Source organism: Singulisphaera sp. GP187 (genome assembly GCF_900129635.1).
Taxonomy (GTDB): domain Bacteria; phylum Planctomycetota; class Planctomycetia; order Isosphaerales; family Isosphaeraceae; genus Singulisphaera.
In genome coordinates this window covers 2,341,457-2,366,032 of sequence record NZ_FSRB01000002.1, presented here as the reverse complement: position 1 = coordinate 2,366,032, position 24,576 = coordinate 2,341,457, and the positions used below count along the sequence as shown (strand labels likewise).

At 61.5% G+C, this 24,576-nt stretch carries 16 protein-coding genes; 5 read left to right on the top strand and 11 right to left on the bottom strand.

Going from position 1 to position 24,576, the window contains the following annotated elements; all coding sequences use genetic code 11:
• Window positions 1-683: 683 nt before the first annotated feature.
• From BUS42_RS33565 to BUS42_RS33530, 7 genes are all read right to left on the bottom strand, one after another.
• A complete protein-coding gene (locus BUS42_RS33565; protein ID WP_074314403.1) occupies window positions 684-1,259 on the bottom strand; it encodes a hypothetical protein in 576 nt (191 codons plus the stop codon).
• Between the two features lie 457 nt (window positions 1,260-1,716).
• The gene (locus BUS42_RS33560) at window positions 1,717-4,107 is read right to left on the bottom strand and encodes a protein kinase domain-containing protein (protein ID WP_074314401.1); all 2,391 of its coding nucleotides are present in this window, start codon (window positions 4,105-4,107) and stop codon (window positions 1,717-1,719) included.
• 10 nt (window positions 4,108-4,117) lie between these two features.
• Window positions 4,118-4,711, bottom strand: a complete 594-nt coding sequence (locus BUS42_RS33555; RefSeq protein ID WP_074314399.1) for an RNA polymerase sigma factor — start codon at window positions 4,709-4,711, stop codon at window positions 4,118-4,120.
• Window positions 4,708-5,727 carry a hypothetical protein gene (locus BUS42_RS33550; protein ID WP_254053967.1) on the bottom strand — a complete coding sequence of 340 codons (1,020 nt, stop codon included), beginning with the start codon at window positions 5,725-5,727 and terminating at the stop codon, window positions 4,708-4,710. Before BUS42_RS33550 ends, BUS42_RS33555 begins: the two co-directional genes overlap by 4 nt.
• A 709-nt stretch (window positions 5,728-6,436) precedes the next feature.
• Window positions 6,437-7,891: an OprO/OprP family phosphate-selective porin gene (locus BUS42_RS33545; RefSeq protein ID WP_254053966.1), complete on the bottom strand. Its 1,455-nt coding sequence runs from the start codon at window positions 7,889-7,891 to the stop codon at window positions 6,437-6,439.
• 1,016 nt (window positions 7,892-8,907) lie between these two features.
• Window positions 8,908-10,650: an SMP-30/gluconolactonase/LRE family protein gene (locus BUS42_RS33535; RefSeq protein WP_074315643.1), complete on the bottom strand. Its 1,743-nt coding sequence runs from the start codon at window positions 10,648-10,650 to the stop codon at window positions 8,908-8,910.
• Between the two features lie 325 nt (window positions 10,651-10,975).
• Window positions 10,976-12,259 (bottom strand): citrate synthase, encoded by a 1,284-nt coding sequence (locus BUS42_RS33530; RefSeq protein ID WP_074314395.1) that lies wholly within the window; start codon window positions 12,257-12,259, stop codon window positions 10,976-10,978.
• 271 nt (window positions 12,260-12,530) lie between these two features.
• Between BUS42_RS33530 and BUS42_RS33525 the strand changes: the two genes are divergently transcribed.
• Window positions 12,531-13,472 (top strand): alpha/beta hydrolase, encoded by a 942-nt coding sequence (locus BUS42_RS33525; protein ID WP_074314393.1) that lies wholly within the window; start codon window positions 12,531-12,533, stop codon window positions 13,470-13,472.
• 212 nt (window positions 13,473-13,684) lie between these two features.
• Window positions 13,685-15,100, top strand: a complete 1,416-nt coding sequence (locus tag BUS42_RS33520) for a sulfatase (protein ID WP_074314391.1) — start codon at window positions 13,685-13,687, stop codon at window positions 15,098-15,100.
• 688 nt (window positions 15,101-15,788) lie between these two features.
• Here BUS42_RS33520 and BUS42_RS33515 read toward each other — a convergent pair.
• Window positions 15,789-16,628, bottom strand: a complete 840-nt coding sequence (locus tag BUS42_RS33515; RefSeq protein WP_074315641.1) for a GNAT family N-acetyltransferase — start codon at window positions 16,626-16,628, stop codon at window positions 15,789-15,791.
• 689 nt (window positions 16,629-17,317) lie between these two features.
• Between BUS42_RS33515 and BUS42_RS33510 the strand changes: the two genes are divergently transcribed.
• Both BUS42_RS33510 and BUS42_RS33505 read left to right on the top strand, forming a co-directional pair.
• Window positions 17,318-17,947 (top strand): hypothetical protein, encoded by a 630-nt coding sequence (locus BUS42_RS33510; protein WP_254053964.1) that lies wholly within the window; start codon window positions 17,318-17,320, stop codon window positions 17,945-17,947.
• 208 nt (window positions 17,948-18,155) lie between these two features.
• Entirely contained in the window at window positions 18,156-18,557 is a 402-nt protein-coding gene (locus BUS42_RS33505) for an ArsR/SmtB family transcription factor (protein WP_074314389.1), read from the top strand.
• A gap of 46 nt (window positions 18,558-18,603) precedes the next feature.
• Here BUS42_RS33505 and BUS42_RS33500 read toward each other — a convergent pair whose 3' ends face one another.
• The gene (locus BUS42_RS33500; RefSeq protein WP_074314387.1) at window positions 18,604-19,899 is read right to left on the bottom strand and encodes a hypothetical protein; all 1,296 of its coding nucleotides are present in this window, start codon (window positions 19,897-19,899) and stop codon (window positions 18,604-18,606) included.
• Between the two features lie 36 nt (window positions 19,900-19,935).
• A complete protein-coding gene (locus BUS42_RS33495) occupies window positions 19,936-20,979 on the bottom strand; it encodes an MBL fold metallo-hydrolase (protein ID WP_074314385.1) in 1,044 nt (347 codons plus the stop codon).
• A 182-nt stretch (window positions 20,980-21,161) separates the two neighbouring features.
• Between BUS42_RS33495 and BUS42_RS33490 the strand changes: the two genes are divergently transcribed.
• Window positions 21,162-22,418 (top strand): acyltransferase family protein, encoded by a 1,257-nt coding sequence (locus tag BUS42_RS33490; protein WP_254053963.1) that lies wholly within the window; start codon window positions 21,162-21,164, stop codon window positions 22,416-22,418.
• Here BUS42_RS33490 and BUS42_RS33485 read toward each other — a convergent pair.
• Window positions 22,396-24,564: an amylo-alpha-1,6-glucosidase gene (locus BUS42_RS33485; protein WP_074315638.1), complete on the bottom strand. Its 2,169-nt coding sequence runs from the start codon at window positions 24,562-24,564 to the stop codon at window positions 22,396-22,398. The genes BUS42_RS33490 and BUS42_RS33485 overlap by 23 nt on opposite strands.
• Window positions 24,565-24,576 lie beyond the last annotated feature (12 nt).

Genomic DNA, 24,576 nt, shown 5'->3' with positions numbered 1-24,576 from the left:
GTATCAAGCGGGGACCTCGTCGCAGTCGAAGACGTGAGCGATTCCCACTCAGAAGGCGCGCGCTGACTTGGCGTGGGGAGAGTCGCCGGGGCTCTGAGAGATGAAACGGGTCTTCCCTGACCAGTCATGGGTAGAGGTCTCCATTGTGCAAACCTGCAATCGGGAAATGTCGGAGTACGCCAAGGGGACGCGTGCCCGATTGCGGAAAAAGCTCGTTGCGCAGCCTTCCGTAAGAGTGAACGTGAGTCGACGGTCAGTGGTCGCGCACAAAATTTGCCAATCGGCCACCGGATTGAACCGAACTGGTCTGTCGCGTTCGATCGTTCCCACTGGCGAGGACCCGAGTCGTCCCTTCGGTCGAGCTCAGGTGCCGGGAGGATTCAAAAAATCGACAACCCGCGCGCGCACCAGACCGGGTCGGCGGGTTGGGCAAAATTCCCAATGAGCACGCCTGACGCCTTCTCTGGCGTGCCTGTCGGAGTCGCGCGGGTGCGGGCAGGTGCTCTCGATCGGCTGGTGAGGGGAACTCATGCGGGTGGATTCGTCAGGAAATCGTCCGCCGTCGGTCGCAACTGAGACCGACGGCGGGAACGACGGATCCTCCGACTCGCGTTGGGGGAACGGAAGGCTCGATGACGCACAAGTCGGGACCGTGAACCGAGACAATGGCGTCGCGTCAACGCCTAATGACTTGCGAACATCAAACTTAATTTGCCAGTGTCGAATTGGTGATGTGGAGAGCTCGAATGTGAGGTCGACGGTGTCAGTGTAACATCCACGATCCCGCTCCCTTGAGCGTTATGATACTGCCCTGTGCCACTGACGATCTGGTAGGTGAAATGATGAGACAGGCTTGATATCATTGTCGAGCCCGGAGCGGTGATGTTCAACGTCACCGAACCTCTCAGGCTCTTCAAGGTGACTGTCCCCTCGACCTTCCCATTCTGGATCAAGCCGGGAACCAGGAACGAGCCAATGATCGAGGTATGCCCCAGCGGAGCGATCTTTCCCTTCGCGGTCCCCTGGAAGGTCGTTCCCGTATCGGGCTGACTTTGGTGAGAGGTGTACTCACCGCGTGCGGTTCCCGAAAGCGTGAGCTTGGCCGTCAAACTCCGCGATGCACTCGCCGTGAGCTCGACCCCCTGCAAGACGGTTGGACTGTGCCCGCTCGGCTGCGCGACACTTGCCATTGCGGTACTCAACGCAAGCCGGTCCTCCAACGAGTCCATAGCGGGACGAAATTGATTTCGCATGTTCATGTGTTGTCGTCTCCTGGAATGTGGTATTCAGGATTTGCTTGCGGGATTCGCGTCTGCAAAACGAATTTGAACCGCGGACTGGAACCGACGGATCCGTGACGGGAAGCCGGTTTTAGGGCCGGACCGGTTCGTTGCGTGCGTCGCGGTCCCACCTGGGGTAACGCAAGGACGCAGTCGAAACTCGCGCGAGAAATGGAGAGTTCTCGCCGATTGCCAGCGCGTTTTCACTCGGAGTCAAATCGGAAAGGATCGCAGATTGTTGAATTGTCCAGACGATGCATTGCCTATGGAATGTGGCATGAAGTGTTGAAAGTGAACCGTCCTGGGCTTTGGGGAAGTGAGGAAAAGGCTTGCCCAGTCACCAGCGAAACGACGTGTGTCTCGGGTCCAACTCCGCGCGTGGAACCGCCGGTTCGACAAACGAGGAAGACGCGTGAATCGCGCGGGTCCAGGTCACTCAATCCATTGAGGATTCAAGCTTACGTCCCGTCCGAGGGTCGGAGGAGGCGTGGTCAATGCGAGGCACGACGAGCGTGGGGTTGAGTTTGAGGGCGCGGGCATAGTCTCGGGACGCCTGGATCGTGTGGCCCAAGGCGGTCTGGGCTCGAGCCCGATTGAAGAAGGGCTCGGCACGATCGGGCGCGAGCGCGATGCAGACCCGAAAGGCGTCGACTGCGTCCTCAAAGTGTTGGCGTCGATAGGCGCACACCCCGAGTTTGAAGTTCGACCAGAAATCCTCGGGCCGAAGGGCGAGGGCACGCTCAAACGCGGCCTCGGCGGCTTCGAGGTCGCCGGAGGCGAGCAAGTACCGCCCCATTGCGTAGTGCTCTCCCGCGGTCCGCGGAGGCACGAGTGTGGCGCTACGAGCCGCTTGAGCCGCCGTGTCGGCTTGCCCGAGGGCCTGAGCATGCGCCTGCCGTTCACAGAAAAGAATATGACTCGGGCCGAATCTCGCCTCGGCCTCGTCAAGTACCCGCAGCGCCTCGCGTCTGGCCTTGGTGGAATCGTCGGCATCGACCGCGAGTCGAACCCGGAGGCTGGTCCCGATGACGGCCAGGTCGAGCATGTCCGACCGGAGGCGAGCCTCATCCTCTGCGCCGAGCGTGCCATCAAGCCCTTCGAGGATCATCTGGCGCGTTTCCCAGAGGGTCTGACAATGTTGCTCGACGGCCTTCGTTTCCCGGAGCGGGAGCGGCGCCGTCGAGTCCAGAAACCGAAGCTTCTCCACCAAATCGTGAAGCAGATCGGCGTTCCGCGCACAGTTGACCCGACGGGCTTGGCCGGCGATTTCTCGGGTCAGCACGCGGCCGCCCGGCAGCCCCTCGATGAGCGCTGCGCCCCGTGCCAGGACCCGAGCGGCCTCTGAATAGTCGCGTCGGCTCAAAAGCGACTTCCCGTCCCCCAACGCCTGCTCCGCCGCATGAAACCGGGGGATGAGAAAGACAGCCCAAACCGCGGCGATCACGGCAATCAGTAGGGTCGATCCCACGACCACGGTTTTCAATCGCAACAGGGCCGACGGACTTCGGCGGCACCACTTCAACCACCGCTCCGAGAGATTCCGGTTCGCGACGCCCTGGAGTGGGAGGTCGGCCATATGCCGGCGTAAGTCGTTGGCGAGCGCGACGGCATCGGTGTAGCGATCGCTGGGATCGAACGCCAAGCACTTCCGGATCACATCACCCAAACTCGTCGTCACCTGGCGAGGGAACAGGACGGTCGCGTCACGAACCGTTCCTCCGAGCGCCTCGCAGAGGGTCCGCCCCAGCGCATAGAGATCGGTGCGTGCGTCCACGTCGTTGGGCACCGCCCGCCCCTCAGAGACCGCGGTGATCGCGGCGTACTGCTCGGGGGACATGTAAGCCGGTGTTCCCCCCACCCACTCCGACTGCTCCTCGCCGGCACGAAGCGGGGCGCGGGCGAGGTGGAAGTCGAGGAGCAGCGGCTGACCGTCGGCGGCGAGCAACACGTTGGACGGCTTGACGTCCATGTGCACGATCCCACGTTCATGAGCATACTGCAACGCATCGGCCAGACAGGCCCCGGCCCAGCAAATCGCCCGGACATAGGTCGTGCGGGCAAGGAACCGGCGCGTCGGACTCGCGCTGGAAACCATCGGGCGCACCGCCTGAATCCGGTCGAGAGCGTTGAGGAGCGACTGCCCAGTACGTCGGTCGGGGGGCACCTCGCCCAGGAGCGCCAGGACCTGCCCCAAGGTCGCGCCGCCAAGGTAGGGCATGCACATCGCTCGGAGGTTGATTTCCGGGAACTCTTGCTCGCTATAGAGTGGGACAATGTGCGTATGCTGCAAGCAGGCGAGCGACAGGTGCTCGACATGATCGCATGAGGTGACTTTTAGAACGACGAGCCTGTTGGCAAGCGACGGCTGAGCGGCCAGAAAGCAGCGTCCCCGCGTGCCTCGGCCGAGCTCGTCGAGAAGTTGGAAGTCGCCAAGGTTCTCCCCGACCAAGGGAAAGGGGAGCGCCTTCGGTCTGGAGTCCAGTAGGCGGTCGCATTCGAGCAGAATTTCCAGTTCGGTCCCCCATTGCGGGAACCGGCGAACCAACTCCGAGAGGGAGACGTCCTGGCCTTCGCCACGGCGAAGGCAGACCTCTTCATAAATCAGCCGGATCGCGGCCTCGGCGTCGGCGCGAAGCTCGGGCTTGCGTGCGAGGTACTCCTCGGCCAGAACTCGCTGCCCACGGCCCCAGGCGGCAACCATTTCCTCGACCATCAGCGTCGCGACCCCGCCTGATAGGCCCGCCACAGGGATCGCCTCAGCAGGTGACAGCAGTCTCAACACCTCGTCGGTTCCGGATGTCCCGGAGTTCGCATACGGCAGAATCATGGACCGTTCCTCAGGTGGTCTGACGGGACGGCACGATCCGCGCGACACGTTCGACTGAGACTCGGCAAGCGAGGGTATGCAAAATCCGATAGATACTTCCCTCGTGGAGGCCGGTCTGGGATGCGATCTCGGAGACGGCGACTCCTTGTTGCCGAAGTCTCAGCACGTCGCGGTGAGCAGGAGGGCAGAGCACGAGCATCCGCTCCCAGAGTTCGTCGGCCTGCGCCACTTCACTGGCGCTCGGGTGGCGCGATGTGGGCGCGGCCGTCGGTTCGATCTGAGACAGCGGCTGTTCTCGGACAACGGCGGTTCGACACCGACGCCAATGGTCGATGAATCGATTGCGGGTCGCGCGCACGAGGTAGGCCCGGAGTTGGGCCGCGCTGGCGAATCGCCAGGTTGCATCGCGGAACCCAGAGAGCATATGCGCCCAAACCGATTGAACAATGTCGATCGAGTCGAATTTGGTTCGAAGCCGTGTCGAGAGCTTTCGGCGCACAACCATCCGGAGATAAGGCTCGAACGCCACGAACACCCGCTCCGCCGCAGCCATGTCCCCGTCACTCAAACGCTCGACCAGTGAATCCAATGGATCAGGCTTCATGGCAGTCCTAGGGGCCAGGGACCGATCGGATCAATGGCTGAGTCAGGGTCTCCCCCCACGAGCCGGACGCGCGGAACGAATCTCTGTCGCCACCACCCCTCGCGGCGAGCGGTCTCACGAGCCACCAATGAAGTCATGAGGATCGCGATCAACGTCGGTAACACCGAGCCATGCTCGGGACCCACCGGGATCGACGGTATCCCGCCGACTCGAGCGAGCAATCGCCGCAAGTCATGATCGAGCCGCTCCCACTCGAGGGATCCGACACCGTCCAGCAGTTCGGCCATCTCCGGACGCGTGCCCGCGCTGGCCGGTCCGGCCTGACCCATTCGGCCCGGACCTGAGCCGTCATGGAGCAATTTTGCCCCGGCTTGCGACTCGAGGCTGATCCGACCGAGGTCCTGCGCGGCGGGGCTGTGACCGTGGAGGAGTATGACCGAAGTCGTAACCGAGGAGGCCCAAGCCCTTCGCAGCGCGGTGGTGAGCAGATCTTCGTCATTGCTTTGGCCGTAGAGGCTGATCGCCAGGCCGGCCCGATTCGAGAGCGATCGCCCTTTTCCGAACAGGTTACTACTTGCCCACTCAGCGAAGTAGAGATCCGACAGGGTGTCTAGGCCGCCGTCATCGTCACTCTCATCGTCGATGCTCGCGTCTTGAGCGGCTTGAGCGGCTTGAGCGGTTCCCCCAGTCGTGCCGCTGTTCAAGAGGCTTGGGACCGAGAGACTGGTACTGTCCAAATCGATCCAATCGACGGTCGTGAGCCCCGCGGAGGCGCCGTTCAGCTTGGAAGTGCTGACTGGCACACGGATGGGAGTGGTGGCAACCGACTTGGAGGTTGTGGGACGGTTCTTCGTCTCGTTCAGCCACCTCACCTCGATCGGAGGGGCCACCTCGGCTCGTCCTGCCGCGGCAAGGCGTGGAACCACACTCGGAGCGATCACGCTCAAAAGCGTTCGATCCTCAAGCCATTCGATCACCGCGTTGCGTCGCCCCGTACGGCGGGTAGCCACTTCCATGCACACACTCATCAGGAATGCCTGCCCTGATGGAAATTCAAGATCCGACATGCGAGGTCAGGAGGGGGAACCTTCTCGAATTGGACGAGCAACAAAGGGGGGAGGGTTGCGCGTTCCAGTTCCGAGTTCCTCGCAGGGAATCAGAGACGAACTATACGCACCAACCCGGGCGGAACACAAGACGGACCTACCGCGCTTCCACGGTCGCCGCCAACGAGCCGAAGCCGTGAAGCCACGCGGGTGCAATTGACATGCACTTACCGCAGTTTACCAATGCGTGGCACATGCAGCCGCTTCATCATCAGAGTTGCAACCCGACGGTGAGAATGCTCGCGCAATCATGCCCCTCGTTGCCTGCCCCGCAAAGTCACCGTTCTTGGCCGAGGACCCGACCCGTCTTGCCCTGAGTGAAGTCGTCGCGTGGGGCCAACGATTCCCGAGAGGGTCCTCTCTTGAGGACCCGCTTCGATTGCGGCTTCGTTGCAGGTGTCGTCCGCGATGATGCCCCATGACGGAGGGACCGCAAGAGCGGAGCCGACTCATACGGAAGTTCCCAAAGGTTTGGCGTGACTCGAGCCGTCATCCGCTCGTGAGTGAAAGATGAAGGCACCTGCTCACAGATCGCCAAGCCAATGGATCCCCATAAAAAAAGGGCCACGCCCTGGAGGCGAGGCCCTTGGATATTGCGATCGTCGAACGGAACGGTTGCTCAGAAGTAGAGCTGGAAGCGAGCCATCAGCAGATCGCTGGTCGACTGCCTTCGTCCGGGAGCGAACAACACGGGGCTGCCGAAGTCCGAGTGCTGCCAGTCGAGGTAAACCTTGACATACTGAGTCATATGCCAGTTCAGCCCGACGTCGACCATGCTGACCCGGTTGGTCCAGAGGTTCGGATCGGCGAGTCCGGCGCTGAAGACCTGCGAACCGATATTCAGGTAATTATATCGACCGGTCAGTTCCCAAGCTCCGAGGCCGAACTGTCCCCGACGCAGATCGAAAGGTTTGAGCGGCTTCACGATGCCGACGCTGCTTCGCGTTTCGCCCGTCAGGTAGTAGCCGGCCTGGACATAGAAGCTGTCGATCGGGAGATGAGTGCGATCGGCAAGGTTTCCGACCTTGGCGTAGTCCTGGAATCCACTGCCCCACTCGCCAATGAGGGCCAACTGCTTATAATACCAGGCCACATGGAGATCCCAGAGGGCTCGGTCGCCAGACTCACGGACATTGTTGTTGAAGTTCAGGAAGGGGACGCCGATGATCTGATTGCCGGTGGTGGCGATCGCCGTTCTGAGGGTTTGCGGCAGGGGGACGTTGTTCTGGTTGCCGGCGACGACCGAGCCGCCGACGTTTAAGTTCTCGAGAAGCGTGTTCTCCTCGCCGCTAAAAGGACGCCAGTTGAGGAATCCCACAACGTCTTTCGCGTCGTTCTGGTCGAGGAAACCGTTGCGAGTGCCATTCTGGATCGCGACCGCGTAGTCGACCTGGGAATCGAGGATCCGGCCGTGAGCCATGATCCCGTCATCGCGGTTCAAGCCGAAGTTGTTGAAGAACAGTGACCGTTCCGGCGAAATCAGGCCTTGAATCGGATCAACATAGAACTCATATGTGAATGGCGTTTTGTAACGGCCAATCCTCACCTTAAGACGTGGATCATAGTCGATATCAAGAAAGGCGTCGAGTAATGAGACGGTATCGAGACCGTTCTGCAACGAGACGAAGTAGCCAAACGGTCGGGTGATTCGACCACTGAACATGAACCACTGACGAGGGATCGCGAAGGTATCATGGGTCGGATCCTGGCCCCCCTGAAGGTAGCCACGATAATCAAACTGGGACAAGTTGTGAAACTGGAGAAAGTACTCGTCGTCGTCGCTCTTGATCTCGAAACCGGGGCCGAACTTGACCTTCCCCGGAACGTTTTGAAGCGGGGTCGGTGAGTTGAACCGCGCGGAGGGGAGTGGGGTCGGCGGCATCGACTGCCCGGGGGCTCCCGCTCCACCGCTCCGAGACGGGGTCGCCATGTTCGATGCGGATCCGACATCGCCCGAGCCCGGGTTCGGGCCGGGACCTTCGCCCGTGTTCCCGTTACCACCGCCATTGCCCGCACCCGCGGCGCCCGCCGCGGGCTTGAGCTGCTGGATTTGTCCCGACAGTGTATTCACCATCGTTTCCAACTGGCGAATCCGAGCTTCGAGCTCCCCTTCACGCGGGGTCGTCGGCGGGGGCAGTAACTCGGAACCATCGGCCGCGGGGGGACGGCGAGATTCGGAGTCGGGGCCCCCACAGGTTCCTGCGCGGGCGCCGCGGGCTGCTGCGCAGCGGCTCCCTGCACAGCAATCGATGCCAACAAGGCCTGCCCGAGGAGAGCAGCACAGGCCTTCTGACATCTCAAACGCATTAACATGATTCGGACTCCCCCGAGTACATCGTTCCGGGACGGAGGGTATCACCGGCGTCTGCACCATACGTGTCAACTACCAGGAATAATTCGACCCCCGCAACGGAAGTCTTTAACGAAAGTGCCGGGTGCGCCAACCTTGCGGGTTATGCGGACAGCTCAACTCGGCTTGCGGGAGCATTCGGACCGAACCGCAACCATAGACGCCAAACTAAGCCTGAAAAACACCATTATTGGTGTTTTTTCTCTCAATGGACCAGTGACTGAGGTCGATTCCCAGAGACGGGGGCGTGATCGTGCGGCCCGGTTTCACCGACGTGGGATCGGTGCCGAGGGTGGTGCCAGAGTTGGACTCGCGTTCTGAGGGAACGTCAGAGTCCGATTTTCGTTCCCGATGGCCCGCTGTGCCCAGCGCCGCACAGCCCCCTTCGAAGAGGCAGAGAAGCGCAATTCCAACGACCCATCGCCGCCTTGGCGTTTCGGCCTTTTTGATCGACATGGACGACCTCCTTCCTTGGAGTTCAAGGCGCGGCCGTTGCGGCCGGCACCGCCCGATTGCGGGCAATGACTTGACGTCATCCGTCCTCGGGGCAAATCCAACGGCCCCAACCTTCCCTGGCATCCCAGACAATCTTTGGCCCGCTCGCAAAAAGAGGGGACGAGGAGGCCGGACAGATTGTGTTTGCCCATCAACGGAGAAAGGGACCACGACGAGCGCAGTCCCTTTTGATCTGATTCCGAATGGCCCGGAATGTCAACCCCGACTTTGGTTTGAGCCCCCGATCAGAGTCGCGGTGGCGCGGGGCGTACGGGAGCTTGGAACGCGTTGGCGCCTTTGACCTTGAGCTTCCGCTTGTAAACACGGTCCCCACAGGTGGCCACGAGCGTATCGAAGTGCTCACCACCGATCCGGACGTTGGAAACCTTGCCGTTGGGGGTCGGAATGATGCAATTGACCCGGCCCGCTTGATCGCAGACCTGCACGCCCATCCGGGTGGCCACATAGAGTCGGCCGTCGCGGTCCACGCACATTCCATCGGCGCCGCTGTCATCGGCACTGTCGGGTTCATGAAGATGATAATACCGCTGCTTCGATGCGAGAGTCCCATCCCCCTGGATCTGATAGCTATAGACCCAGCGCGAACGGCTATCCGCGACGTAAAGCAGCGATTGGTCGGGTGACAAGGTCACGCCGTTGGAAAACTTCAAGCCGGTGTCGACCACCTGCTTCTCGCCTCCTGGGCGAATCATCCAGACCTTGCTCGGCTCTGCATTAGTGCGGCTCGGATTCGTGACATAGATCGTGCCGTCGTTTCGCACGATCAGGTCGTTGCCGCGAATGCCGTCGGCCACCACCGTCGGCTTCCCGTCCGCGTCGTAGGCGAGAACCTGCTCGGTTTCCGTGACCACCGCATAGAGCCGGCCATCCGGCCCAAACGCTTGTCCGTTCGCTTTCTTGGAATCAGGGAGGAAGAGACTCACCGTGCCATCAAGGCTGATTTTATATGTCTTTGCATTGGGGATATCATTGAAAAAGACTTCGCCCTTGCCGTTCGAGGCGGGACCTTCCGTAAATTTGTAACCCTCGGCCACGAGCGTCCAAGGCTCACCGGGTAGGAGAATTTCACGGAGTTGCGTGGATCCTTCTCCGGCTTTCACCGCGTTCGGCCAGTCTTTCCAGAGCCACCGAATCGCGTCCGGAAACACTTCGGTGGCGTGCGTCCCGTTGTGGCCTCCTTCGCCCCAAGCATGGCTCACTTCGTAGCCGGCGAAGTGAAACGCTCGTTCCATTTCCTGGTTCGCCATCCACCAGTCGCCTCCGTAGATGTTCAGATCATTACTGCCATCCTGGAGAAAGATGCGGATCGGTTTCGGTTCAAACTTCCGCAAGAGTGTTGGGTAGACGTTGCCGCCGCGGAGGCCGACGTAGGTTCCGATCGAGCTGAACACGCGTCGGAAGGCGTCGGGGCGTTCCCAGGCCGCGGTGAATGCGGCGATCGCTCCACTGCTCGAACCCCCGATGCAGCGGTCGTTGCCATCCGTCGAGAGGCGAATCGGCCGACCGTCCGAAGTCGTCTGCTTCTCAACTTCGGGCAAGAGCTCCTCGAGCAGGAAACGGACATAATGATCGCCGAGACCATCATATTCATAACTTCGGTTGAAACGATCGAGGGCCGAGTCGGACAGGGCCTTCACCCGACCATGGGTGACAAAGATCCCGATCACAACCGGGATCTCCTTCTCATGAATCAAGCGGTCAAAGACGGCGGGCGCATTGAATTGAACATTGTCCTGGTTGACGTAAACGCAGGCGGGTTTGGCGGGGTCGTACTGCTTCGGCACGTAGATCCAGTAGTCGCGCACCGTGCCCGGAAAGATTTTGCTCTGGGCGAAGCTGTGCTTGGTCACAACGCCCTTGGGAATGTCAGCCTGGGACTTGGGCACGTCCGCCCCAACGGCGAAGGTCGTCGCCTGGAGCGACATGACCGTCAGGAGAGCAAGAAAACGGTGATGGGGGAGCATCATCATCGGCGGAGGATCTCCGTTCGAGCCAAATGGCAGCCTCGTGCAGGCACACGCAGGGCAAGATTCTAGCCCAGGCGCGGTCGCGGCAACATCGAGTCCCGGCCGACTCCAACAAAGGTGGAGCAGGGGAGCGGCCGGTCCCCAAACGTTGCGGAGCCGTCCTATGGAATCCATTGGCGATCCGGGCGCATTCGACGACGAGCGACGGCGGACGCGACTTCGCGAACCGTGAAGCCCCCAGGTGGACTCAAGGCTCGGGCACGTCCGATGTCGACAGGGAAAAAAGCAGGGCGTGACGTCCGTCACCTGCTTCGGGGCGTTGGATTCAACGCTGATCGATCGGCGTGTACGACTGGAGCGTGGGTCCGGTGTAGATCTGACGCGGTCGCGCGATCCGGCTTGCCGCGTCCTGATTTTGCTCTTTCCAATGCGCGATCCAGCCGGGCATCCGCCCGATCGCAAAGATCACGGTGAACATCGAGGTGGGGATTCCCATCGCCCGCATGAGGATTCCGCTGTAAAAGTCGACGTTGGGATAAAGCTTCCGCTCCACGAAGTAGGGGTCGATCAGCGCAAGTTCCTCGAGCTTCCGAGCCACGTCGAGCAGTGGATCCCGCACTCCCAGACGCTCGAGGACCTTGTCGGCGGCACGCTTGAGGATCAACGCCCTGGGGTCAAAGTTCTTGTAGACCCGGTGTCCGAACCCCATCAACTTGAACCCGCTCTGCTTGTCCTTCGCCAGAGCCAGCGCCTCCGCGGCCGACATCCCTCCCTTGTGGATCGCTTCGAGCATCTCGAGCACGGCCACGTTCGCGCCGCCGTGCAACGGTCCCCAGAGGGCCCCCACGCCCGCCGCGCACGATGCGTACAGGTTCGCCTTGCTCGAGCCGACGACCCGGACCGTCGATGTACTGCAATTCTGTTCATGGTCGGCGTGCAGCATCAGGATCAGGTTGAGGGCGTCAACCACCTCCTGGCTGGCGATATGTTGCTCGTACGGCATCGAGAACATCATGTGGAGGAAGTTGGCCACGTACCGGAGCTTGGGGTCGGGATAGATGAAGGGAAGGCCGAGTGACCGCCGGTACGAGTAGGCGGCGATCGTCCGGACCTTGCTCATCAGCTTGGCGGAAAGCTCGTCGATATCATCTTCGGGAGCTTGCCGCCCATCGCACGAGGAACTGGAGAGGGTGTTGATCATCGCCGAGAGAATCGCCATCGGCGGGGCGTTGAGCGGGAACCCTTCGAAATGGTTCTTGAACCCCTCGTGCAGGGGCGCGTATTTCGTCAGGCGCTTGCTAAACTGATCCAGTTCGGCTCGGTTGGGGAGCTTGCCATTAATCAAGAGCCAAGCGGTCTCGACAAACGTCGAATGTTCAGCGAGTTGTTCGATCGGCAAGCCACGATAGCGGAGGATCCCTTTATCACCATCAATGAAGGTGACCCCGCTCTGGCACGCGCCGGTGTTGCCGAAACCAGGATCCAGCGTGATCAAGCCGGTCTTGGCCCGCAACTGCGAGATATCCACCCCCAACTCCCCCTCCGTGCCCTCGATCACGGGAAGTTCGATGGTCTGGTCGCCGTAAGTCAATGTCGCAGTGCGGGTCATCGTGCTCCGTTCCCCTCGCTGAACCACCGAATCAGATTTTTCAGGAGTTGAGTATAAGGTGAGCCACGACCTCGAGGCCACATGCTGGCGCGAAATCAGGCGAACCAATCCACGAAAAAGCACCCCAAAGCCGCCAGTTCCACGCGAATCTCAAGAATGCCGATCGACTTGGAATCGTGACTCGCGGGAGATTTGACAGGTCGGTTCGGTCCCGCCACACTGGAGCCTCGCACCCGAATCTCCCGGATTTTCCAGCGAGGCAACCCCAATCATGCGGACCACTCTCGGAGCGTTTCTGGCTCTCCTCGTCGCGGCCACCGCGGTCGTCGCGGCCGAGGAGCCGAAGACTTTTCCCCTCTGGGCCGAAGGCGCTCCCGGCGCATTGGGCACTGAGGCCGGCGACCCGTACCATGCCGGGGACATCCCCACCGTTACGGTCTACCGACCCGACCGAGACAAGGCCAACGGCGGATCGATCGTCGTCTGTCCGGGAGGAGGCTACGGTTTCCTCGCAACCGATCACGAGGGGAAAGACGTGGCCGAATGGGCCCGTTCGCTGGGACTGACCGCGTTCGTCCTGAAGTACCGGCTGGCCCCGCGCTACCACCATCCCCGGATGCTCGAGGACGCGCAACGCGCCATTCGAACCGTGAGGGCGAGGGCGTCGGAGTGGGAACTCGACCCGAACCGCGTCGCCATCATCGGCTTTTCCGCCGGTGGACACCTCGCCTCCACGGCCGCCACCCATTTCGATGGTGGCAAGGCCAACGCCACCGACCCGATCGAGCGACAGAGCAGTCGGCCTGACCTGGCCATCCTGGTCTATCCGGTCATCGCCATGGGGACACCTTACGGCCACACCGGTTCGCTGAAGAATTTGCTCGGAGACAGTCCCTCGAAAGCGTTGGTCGAAAGCCTCTCGAACGAGACCCAGGTGACGAAAGACACGCCCCCCACGTTCCTCGCGCACACGAATGAGGACAATGGGGTTGTCCCCGAGAACAGCCTGCTGTTCGCCCTCGCCCTCCGCAAGGCCAAGGTGCCCGTCGAGCTCCACCTGTTCGAGAAGGGCCAGCATGGACTCGGTCTCGGCACGGGATGGGCTGACAAGATCCCCCCGAACGAGGCGTTCCAGGCGTGGCCGAAGCTCTGCGCCACCTGGCTCAAAGGACGTGGGTTCCTCACGCCGAGCCCTTCCGCAACCGCCAAGTAAACGCGTTGTCCCTCCTGAGTTTCGAGAAGGCGGGCGCGGAGTGGACGCTCCCTGCCCGCCTCGGCAATTCCCGCTCCTCGAGACGGCGGGGGAGCGGCAAAGCACCGATTTCAAACACCCATGTCTAAAAATCTTGACTCGCCTACGATCGACTTGACGTCCGCAGTCGAGAGTCCGACTTTAGAGATCATGACATCATCCGGAGTCAATTGATGCCCTGCCGTTCCCTCCGTTCGCTAGTCGCCCTACTCCTCGGAGCACCGACCCTGATTGCCGCGGCCGAACCGGCTGCCCAACGTCCGAATGTCCTCTTCATTGCGGTGGATGACATGCGCGACTGGGTCGGCTATCTCGGCCGGAATCCTCAGACGATCACGCCAAACCTCGACAAGCTCGCCGCGCGAGGCGTTTACTTCACACGAAGTTATTGCGCGGCTCCGGTCTGCAATCCCTCGCGTGCGGCGCTGATGTCAGGGCTTCGACCAGCGACATCCGGGGTTTACGACAACGGCAACGACTGGCGCACGGTCATGCCGGAAGAGTTGATGCTCACCACCCAATTCCGCAAGGCGGGATATGACGTCCGCGGATCGGGGAAGATTTACCACGAGGCCTACAAACGCACCAGCGAGTGGGATGCTTACCAGACGAACTCGGGAGCCGATCCCAAGCCCAATGGTGACACCGGCGTCGGTGGGATCGCGTTCGCGCCTCTTGACTGCAAGGACGAGGACCTTCGCGAGTGGAAAATCACCGACTACGCGATCGACCAGTTGCAGAAGAAACACGACAAGCCGTTCTTCCTCGCCTGCGGCCTGCACAAGCCGCACATGCCTTGGAACGTCCCCCGCAAGTATTACGAGATGCACCCGCTCGACCAAATCCAGCTCCCCCCCTACCTCGAGACCGACCTCGCCGATATCCCGCCCGCCGGCATTAAGATGGCTCATCCCGAGACCGATCACGCCAAAATCCTGGCCTCAGGTCGCTGGAAAGAAGCGATCCAGAGTTACCTCGCCGCCATCAGTTACTCGGACGCCATGATCGGCCGGCTGATGGATGCGTTCGACAAGAGCGAGCACCGCGACAACACGATCGTGGTTTTCTGGTCGGACCACGGCTGGCATCTCGGCGAGAAGCACCACTGGCGGAAGTTCGCCCTCTGGGAAGAGTCAACTCGCTCGCCGATGATCTGGGTCGTCCCCGGTCTGACAAAGCCGAACGTCGCCTGCGATCGCCCGGTCGACTTCATGTCGATTTACCCGACTCTGACGGATCTCTGCGGCATTCCAACGCCAAAACACGTCGAGGGCAAGAGTCTCCGCACGCTGCTCGGCGACCCCAAGGCGACTTGGGACCAACCCGCGCTCACAACCTACCGATTCAAGAATCACGCCGTCCGCACCGAGGAATGGCGGTACATTCGTTATGCCAATGGCGACGAGGAACTCTACAACGAGGCCAAGGACCCGAACGAGTGGACGAACCTCGCCACGCTCCCGGAATACGCCGCCAAGAAGGCTGAGCTGGCCAAGCTCTTCCCCACCCACGATCAAGCCGATATCGGTGGAAACCAAGGCACACCGGCCGCCAAAAAGGCCGCACGACAGAAAAAGGCCGCACCCTGATGATTGACTCGCGACGGGTCGCCACCTTCCGGCAGGCGGTCCGTCGCGACATGCTCGCGGGTTAACCACATGCCCGGTTCGACATCCGAATCGAAGGATATCCTCTCATCATCAAGGATCGAGACACCATACGGGGCTGTCGCGACGCCCGGACAGGTTTCGCCCCTTCACGCGCCAACGGATCAGGTCTCACACAAATCAATGGCCGGTGCCTGTCCGCCGTTGCCCCCACGACGGAACCGCGAATTTTTTTTTGCGCAATCCGAGTCACAATCACGAGTGGGCCTCGTAACCTTCGCACGGCGATCAATTTTACCGGTACGACGACCGCGCCGATCGCGCCGAACGTCTTGTCCGTGAGCGGTCATTGCATCGATTTGGCCGACGAAGAATTCATACTCAACGATACCTATCCGGATCCGTCGCGGAACCAATATCCTTACCCTGATTACATCCGTCACAGCACGCGCTCACCGTGGGGTCATCTCCCCGGGCGATGACTCCTTCCGGAGAGTGGCGGTATGCGATCCATCCGCATTCCAGTCCCGGCGGCCGCGGTGTGGTGATTGACTCACCGCACGGCGGCGCGGGCCGGGAGATCTCCTTGGAGTGACACCCGAAAGATCATCGGCAATTCTTGATCCATTCCGACGATTGTCGGCGTCCCCGCATCGAATCGGCACGCGGCTCAGCCTTTCTCCGGCCCTGCGCTGGCCCAGAGGCGGGACAGGTCCTCGGCAATCCGAGGTCCGCGCCCCATCCGGAGCAATTGTCTCGCAGGTTTCAACCCGAGAGTTTCGCCCATCGTAAGGGCTTGGTTATGGCGGGCTGGAATGTCGATCACCACCGACTCTCCCGCGTATCGCCGGCTTGCGTCAGCGAGAAGCTGTCGGCCGGACCACTCGTTCGCAATGCAGGGTCCGATCTGGCGCGCCCGCGAGCCGGGGCGACTCATCAGGAACCCAACGACATCGCGGTTGTCCTCGAGAACACGAAGGGAATCACCATGGTCGGCGATCAGCCGGGAGATCAGCTTACCTCGGTCGGTTCCGGTCACTTCGCGATCGAGGGCAATCAGTTGATGATCACGCCCTTGCAACTTCCCCGCGGGGAGTTCCACGGCGCCAACCGCGGGGTGAACGATCCCCGCAAATCGGACGAAGGTTGTTTCCGGGATAAATCCGAGTGACTCGTAGAGCGGGCGGCCGAGCGGCGTGGCGTCCAGGCGGACCGAGCAAACCTCATGGCAGGCGAGGTCCTCAAGGGCCCTGACCATGAGGCGTCGGCCGATGCCTTGCCCCCGGTAATTTTCATCGACCAGCATCATCGCGATCCAGGCGACCGGACCAAATCGGCAGGTGGTCACCGTGCCAATGGGCTTGCCGTCGAAGGTGGCGACGAAACCACCGTCCGGTTGTAAATCAAACAGGCGTTGCCAGTCAGGCTCAACCTGATTCCAGGCGGCCTGTTCCTTGAGTCGCATCCCGTGGGCGATGTCCTCGCGGATCATCCTTCGAATCTGGATCACCGAAATCTCTCTCCGAGCCTTCGGGCCGGCCAAAACGATTCGATCATTGTAGTTAGCAGTACGACGTGATCCAACCCAGGGTATTCCCCGAGGACTCGCCCAGGGAATTCCCTGAAAAAAAAAGGGTGCCCCCCCTCGCTCCGCACCACTTCTCGAGACATCGAAAACGACCTCGATCCGAGGATTCATCGTGGCCGACGCTGATAACCGCCTTGCAACCGAGGTGGTGATCGGGGTTGAGCATATCGCTCTTCGTGCAAGAGGTGATGGCTTGCGGTTGCGGCTCGCCCCTTTGAAATCAGGGGAGCACGAGCGGCTCGTTGACCACTCCGTCGAATTCGGCTTCTCCGTGAGAGGGCGGGGCAAGCCCCGGACATCAAGATCCTATCGAGGCATGACGGGCAAACATACCCGATCAGGAAAGATACGGATGATCGCGGAACTGGGGACCGTCATCAGAGGTCGGCTGTCATTGTGGGGTCGGCTTGCGTCAGGTCGAGGAGGCGCAAGGCTGCGACCTCGAACGCTGCCAACGATTTAGAATTCGTGAATGCGCCACGGTGTCTTTTGGCTCACTCCGCCAAGCGCTGTTGGTCTGAAACGCGAGCCAAGGTATCATGAAGAAACATGCACAATGAGGAGCAACGAATTTCCCACCAGATCGCCAACGCAGAGCCGAGCCGAGGAGCATGCAGCCAACCGATCCACCACGCCACGAGCGAGTCGCCAAGCGACGTTGGGTTCACCCGGTCGGGAATCTCCTGCTCGTGATTGTTGCCGTGGCAGTTCTGGCGACCTTGGTTCGCTCGAAGACCACGTTCGAGGCCGATCGCGTAGAGTGGCGGCCGGTCTCGATGCCGGACGGACAGAGCAGCCTTTGGATGCCGGTCAATCCCAAGGTCTCCCAGCGTTCGGTTGCTGACGGTCCGGGCACGTTCGAGACCACCGAGCTCAAGTGGGTCTCGAGCAACGGCGCCACGGTATTCGGCTGCATTCAAAACGTGATTCCCGCGCATGTGTCGCTCGCTCGCGAAAACGAGATCCTGTCAACGATTTCTCAACAGGCGGCATCCGCCGCGAAAACCAGGATTATCGCCCAGGAGCCGATCCGGCTCGCCAAGAAATGGAACGGTCGCGAAGTGCGCGTGGAGTCGGATCAGGGGTCGTACGGTGTGCTTCGCTACTACATTATCAAACACCGGATTTACCAACTGCAGGCGATCGTCCCCAAGTCAAGGAACAAGTCACGCTTGATCGATCGATTTCTTAACTCGTTTGGATATGCGAGCGAGGCATCAGAGTCGACACCTCCCATTTGACTCCTCACGTGTTCCCCAAGTCCGATGAGCGCTCCGACCCGTGGCTTCGTCCCGGCCATCGGTGCTCAGGCCAGCACAATGAACATGCAATCCATAGACAAACGTCAGACATCGTTTTTGACTAGTCGCTAAGGATTGGCATGTGATATGCTACTGATAAAGCTCATGGAAAGTGTTTTTCCGCATTACTTTTGAGGTGAACTGAACAATGGCTAGTACAGACGTCAAGCGTACCACCGCGGCATCACGGAATACGGGAACCCCGGCCCCGACTGCTGCGGACAAGTCGATCCGCGAACTGGTTCAGGTCGCTCGCCTGCTCAGCGACGAAACCCGGCTCCGCATTCTGTTCTTGCTCGCTGAGCACAGCGAGCTGCACGTCACCGATCTCTGCGAACGACTGGGGCAGAGCCAGCCCGCCGTGAGCCACCACCTGGCGCTGATGCGGGTGTCGGGCCTCATCGAAGCCCGACGCGAAGCCAAGCACAATTTCTACAGCATCCGGACCGATGCGTTTGGTGAAATGCTCGAAAGCCTCTTCACCGTGACGGGTGAGGTTCCCAAGAAAGTCAAGTTCCATGACTTCACGTTGACCTCCAGCGGTCGTTGATCGTGCAATTTGTTGCTCACTTCTGGGAAACCCGGCAACACTTCGATTAACGAATCACTTTTCGGCTGAAGGCGACAATAAAGAGCCCCCAGAGCAGGGTTCCCATCAGCGACTCGGCGATCAAGGGCAGGTTAATCCAGCCCGAGGCCGCCCCTCGAATGTCGCCAAAGCCGGAAGTGAAGGCTGAGACACTCGTCAGAGTTCCAATCATGAGCCGATTCGCCAGGGTCGATTGGTCCCCGGCGAACGGCGCATGATCCGTATGCAGCGAGCCCACATCGAGCGCATAGATCAAGGCAAACCCGAAGATGATTGCGAGCGCCGTGCGGACCGCCCGGAACGGGTTGGTTCCGTAGCCACACCCGTGGTCGAGTAAGAGCCAATCGGCGCAGCACGCAACCTTGGTCCAAGGCCGCCACCAAGTTCGCTTCTTGCTGAGCCGCTGATTCACCTTGAAGCGGTAGAACGCCCAGTCCTCTTCCTCATATCGGTGCAGCCCCTCGAAAATCCGCTTGAGCAGACCGTACTCCTGCATGGCCTGTGCATGGTCGCCCGCCGCTTCCGACGCCAACCGACCGACGAGTTGTTCCGGGCGGATCAAAATCCGTTCGGCCAACGCATTGGTGAACGCAAACCGCTGCGTTTCCCCCTGTTCGATCGCCTCCAGATAGACAAAGTCGTGGAGCTTTGCCTTGGAGAAGTCGAGCATGCCCTCAAACCGCGTGGACTCAGCCTGCCACTTCTTCTGAACCGAGGCGCCACGGAACAGGACGTTCGACCGGAACTGGCAACCGCTGATCACGAAGCCCTCGGCCACGTGAATGCTCCGAAAATCCACCTCGTCGACAAATTCCGATCCCTTGAGCTCGACCCAGCCCTGGAACTGAGCCTCCCAGAACCGGAGCCGACCCTCGAACCGCGCGGCTTCGATCAAGAAGCGGCCCCGAGTTCGGAGATTGTCGCACCGGAACACCCCTTTGACCGTGATTCCCCGTAGGTCCGCCTTGATCAACGTCGATCCCGTCAGGCTGAGCCCTTTCTCAAACTGGGATTTGCGCGAGAATCGCGGACGTTCCAAGGTGCAATGCTCGAAGCCAACCTCCTGAGCGAACGTCGCCTTCTCGATGCTGAACCGAACCAGCGTGACCTTGGAAAACCGAACCGGCTCGGTGAACTCGCCCTTGAGCGTGAGCCCCACCACGCGCGTCCGCTCAATCGGTTCGCCACGTTTGAGCTTCTCCAACGCCTCGGCGGCCGACATGGTCGATCCCGAGTGGCCGGTTCCCGCCTCATACCCCTGGACCGAATCGTCGAAGGCCGCTTCAGACTCAAATACGTCCATCACAAGGACCTCATGAAACAGGGAAATTGCGGATCGTCAAGAAGGATTCGCCGTGCGTGTCGACTTCTTTTGGGGTGCTGGTGGAATCTCAGCCGAGACCCGGGGAAACCGAGCGCGTGCCTCGTCGACAAGTGCGTCGAACCGCCCCGCATAACGCGTCGAGAAGTGGATCAGGATCAGCTCCTCAACGTTTGCGGCCAGCGCGAATTCAGCCGCCTGAGTGGCCGTCATGTGATGATGCTTATCGGCCTGCTGAATCTGTTCCTGGGCATAAAACGAGTCGCAGTAGAGCCGGTTGGCTCCGCCCGCCAGTCGCAGCAACGCCGGGCGGACCGACTCACTCCATGCCGTATCGGTCACGTAGGCGATCCGCGAACCCTCGGTTTCCATAAAATATTGATCACGCAATTCCCCGAGCAATCGAGCCTGGCCGTCGACCACCACCGGAGTTTCTAGGGGAGCCCCCGCACGCAATCGTCCCAGGGCCTCATTGATCCAAGGGGACCGTGAGGGTGAACGGCCTTTGAGACGCGATGGGTCGGGAGCAATCCCCGGCTTCTCGACCCAGGCGAAGGCGAGGCAGGGGACGGTGTGGTCGACGTGCGCGGCTTCGACCTTCAGGTCGTCCGTCTCATAGATCACCGGTGGATTCCAGTCGACCTCCTGAACTTTCGGTCGCGGGAACCGTCGCGTACATTCCAGTCGCGCGGTGCGGAGTTGGGTCGCGTGGACCTCGTGAACGTCAATGACAATTTTTTGAAACGGAAAGAAGGGATACTCGTAACTTTTAATCTTTCCGTAGACCTTGGCAATGGTTCCTTCGGGTCCATAGACTTGGAGCGTCTTGTCCCGGTCAAGGTTCGCACGTACGATCCGATCGAAACCGATGAAATGATCGACATGATGATGCGTGATGAACACGGCCTCGAGATCCGCGAGCCGCTCCATTCCGAGAGTGGCATTCTCGCCCGCATCGAAGAGGATCGCGTCGTCGCGTCCCGGATGATCGATATAAAGGCCAGGATCGCCCGTCGAGCCATTGAGCAGGCGAATCTCGGAGATTTTACGGGAAGTTCGCATCACGCGCTCGCTTGATGGTAACGGGGGAGTCCACTCCACACGGAATGACTCGAAGTGGCGAAAGAGTCAAGACGAATCGGACTGGGCTCGCCGAAGATCGGCCCACCAGGCATACTTGGCAACCGGCGAATTCTGTCGCGTCCCCAGGGCGGCGCTGTCATGCGATCACAGGGAGGTGGCGCTTGCCGACGACCAAGCCGCATTCACCAAACGCCACTCATCCTCCAAGGCTTCCCTTCCTGGATGGCATTCGCGGGCTGGCGGCACTTTATGTCACCTTGCACCACGCCGCGCTCATGATTCCCCCGGCCGGGCTCTCCGGGCCGGTCCTTGCGATTCGATTCTTTCTCCGGCATGGCCACGGCGCGGTCGCAGTTTTCATCGTCCTGTCGGGCTATTGTCTCATGCTCCCGGTGGCCTGCGATCCCTTGAGCCGGGCTCCGTTCAAATGGGGTGCCTTTTTCAAGCGGCGAGCGCGGCGAATCCTGCCTGCTTATTTTGGGGCGCTCTTCTTCTGTTGGATCTTGGTCGCATTGATCCCCGATTTCGGTCATTCCCAACGGAGCCCCTGGGACCGTGCACTCCCGGTGGCGAGCCCGGGGGTGATCGCGTCTCACGTCCTGCTGGTTCATAACCTGAGCGAGCGCTGGATCTTCAAGATCGACCCGCCGATGTGGAGCGTGGCAACCGAGTGGCAGATCTACCTGTTATTTCCTTTGTTGGTGGGGCTCTGGCGACGAACTGGCATCGTCACCACGATCGCATCAGGCTTTGCGATCGGTTTTGCGGTGGCGGCCCTCGCGATCCCGCTCAAGAACTCCGCGCTCCGAGAGCTCTGTCCCTGGTTCGCCGGCCTCTTCACGCTCGGCATGGCCGCGGCGCTCGCGGCTCACGCCTCGCCCTTGATTCGCGAACGCGGGGGCACTCGAAGATTCGTTCTTGCCGTCAGTCCAATTGTCGTCGCGCTGCTCTGCGCCGGGGTTGCATTCGCCGGGACAGATGACCGCGATTTCATGATTACCGACCCGATCATCGGCGTGCTGATGGCTGGCCTGCTCGTACGCTGGACGCGTCGCGCCGTGTCAGGTGGCGCGGGACCACGGCTTCCCTTGCTTCGGCTCCTCGAGTGTCGAGCGGCCATCACGCTCGGCACGATTTCTTACAGTCTCTACCTCATCCACTATCCTCTGCTGGCCCTGGGAGACGCCGTCTTGCGTCGAGGGTCGTTCAGCCCCGACGCACGGCTCCTGGTCTTGGTCCTGGTCGCCTCTCCGGCGATCCTGCTCGCCTCGTTCCTCTTTCATCGCGTTTTTGAGCGGCCATTCACGTCGAGTTGGCGACAACCGACCGGAGCCTCGCCCGCAACTCATCGTTACTCGCAAATATCTCGTGATTCGCAAACTGAAGAATTGATGCTTACTTGGCCACCACCACGGTAAGGTCACCGCCCCGTCGCAGGACGTTGACACCCACATCGTCGCCATGCCGGACGAGGAGCAAATCCACGGTCGCCCCGGCGACGCTCAGATTCGTGATCTTCAGCTCCGGTACGAAGGAGGGGAGCCGCGGCTGGTGGAACCAGACTTGCCGTTCGACTCCGCTCGCGCCCAGCCCCAGGCACGCTTGGACCAATAGAAAGACCGAACCCGCCGCCCAGGCTTGCGGAGCGCACGCCACCGGGTACGGGACTGGTCCTTCGCCCGGCTCTCGAGCGAATCCGCAGAACAGCTCGGGCATCCGGTTGAGGTCGAAGCTACTCCCGGCCGCGAACAGCCCGGACAACACCCCGACGGCGAGGTCCTTGAGTCCGTACCTCGAGGCTCCAAACGCGATCAGGGCGTTGTCATGCGGCCAGACGGTTCCATTGTGATAGGCCATCGGGTTGAAACGGACCTCGGTCGCGGCCAGCGTCCGGATCCCCCAACCGGAGTACGAACCGGGGCACATCAGGCCGGTCGCGACTCGCGCGGCTCGATCGGGCGCGGCAATCCCCCCGAAGAGGCAGTGCCCGGCATTGGAGGCCCGAACCAGGCAGGGCCGCTTGTCGCCGTCCAGGGCCAGGGCGTAAGTCCCGAGGTCGTCGCGCCAGAAGGCCGCCTCAAACTGACCGCGGAGCACCTCAGCCTGCCGTTCGAGAGCGGAAGCCCGATCCGGCATCCCCAGGGCGGTCGCCAGGACGGCCCCGGAGCGGCGCGCGGCGTAGACGTACGATTGCACCTCGCAGAGGGCGATGGGACCGGTCGCCAAGCTCCCGTCGGCGTGTGAGACCGCGTCGTCGGAGTCCTTCCAGCCCTGGTGGATCAGGCCGTCCCCCGCCCGTCGCTCGTACTCGACGAACCCGTCGCCATCGCGGTCCCCATCGCGGTCGATCCAGGCGAGCGCGGCATCAACGTGCGGCCAGAGGGCCTCAGCGAACGAGCGATCCGCAGTCCGCTCGAAGTAGGCCCCCGCGAGCAGCACAAACAGCGGCGTCGCGTCGACGCTCCCGTAATAGCGCCCGAACGGCATCTCGCCGAGGGTGGCCATCTCGCCGTTGCGGGTCTCGTGGAGGATCTTGCCCGGCTCGGCGTCCTGCGCGGCGATCACCTCGGTCGCCTGGGTGGCCGCCAGGTAGGCGAGCACGCCGCGCGCCAACTCCGGCCGAAGCCAAAGGCACTGGAGGGCGGTGATGATCCCGTCGCGGCCGAATGGAGTGTTGAACCAGGGGACACCGGCATAGGGATAGAGACCAGTTGCTAACTCAGAATTCAGCATATGCAAGTCCGACTCCGACCGCCTGAGCCAGGTGTCGAATTGGCCGTCCGACGCCGCGACCCGGCAAGCACCGGCCTTGTGGCGCTCGAGCGCAGCGGCGGCCGCCGCCTGGGCGGTCTCGAACCCAGGGGGGTCGGAGACCTCGTACCCTCGCCAGCAGGCCACCGCCAGGTCGAACGTGACCACCTCATGCGGAGGGACCCGAAGTCCGAACCGCGCCTGGTCCGCGACCAACTCCGCGGGGGCAGGCGAGAACCGGAGCAGCGTCCGCCGCCGCTCCCCGTCGAGGCCGACGTATCCGAGCACAACTCGGTCCCGCCCGACCTCCGGGGAAAGGTCTTGGCCTCGGGCCTCGCGCTTCATGCCGCGAACCTCGAAGATATCCGCGAAGTCGGCCCGAAAGCGGACCTGGATCACCGCGTCGACCGGGTCCGGCCCGTGGTTACTCACCTGGAGCCGCCAGTGACAGGTTCCCTGCCAGAGCAGCGTCCGCACGGCGAGATGGAGGGTCCCGAGTGGCACCTCGACCCGTCCGTCGAGCGTCCGGTCCGGGTTCGTCAAGGCGACGGAGAGCTGATCATTCTGGTCGCGTACCGTGGAACCAAGGAAGAACGGCGACTCGCCATCCAGCTCGAGGATCAGGAGCGACAGATACCGCGTCCCCTCGTGATAGAGCCCTTCTTCACCCAGGCCACCGGGCTTGATGCGGCCGAGGTGGTCGAAGACGGCAAACGTATCACCATGCTTGAGAACGCGAGTGCGGTCGTCGGTCACACTCGAGGCGGCCAGCACATGGTGCGGGTCGCCCCCCGAGACGAGAGTCGAGTTCATCGAAGTGGGTTC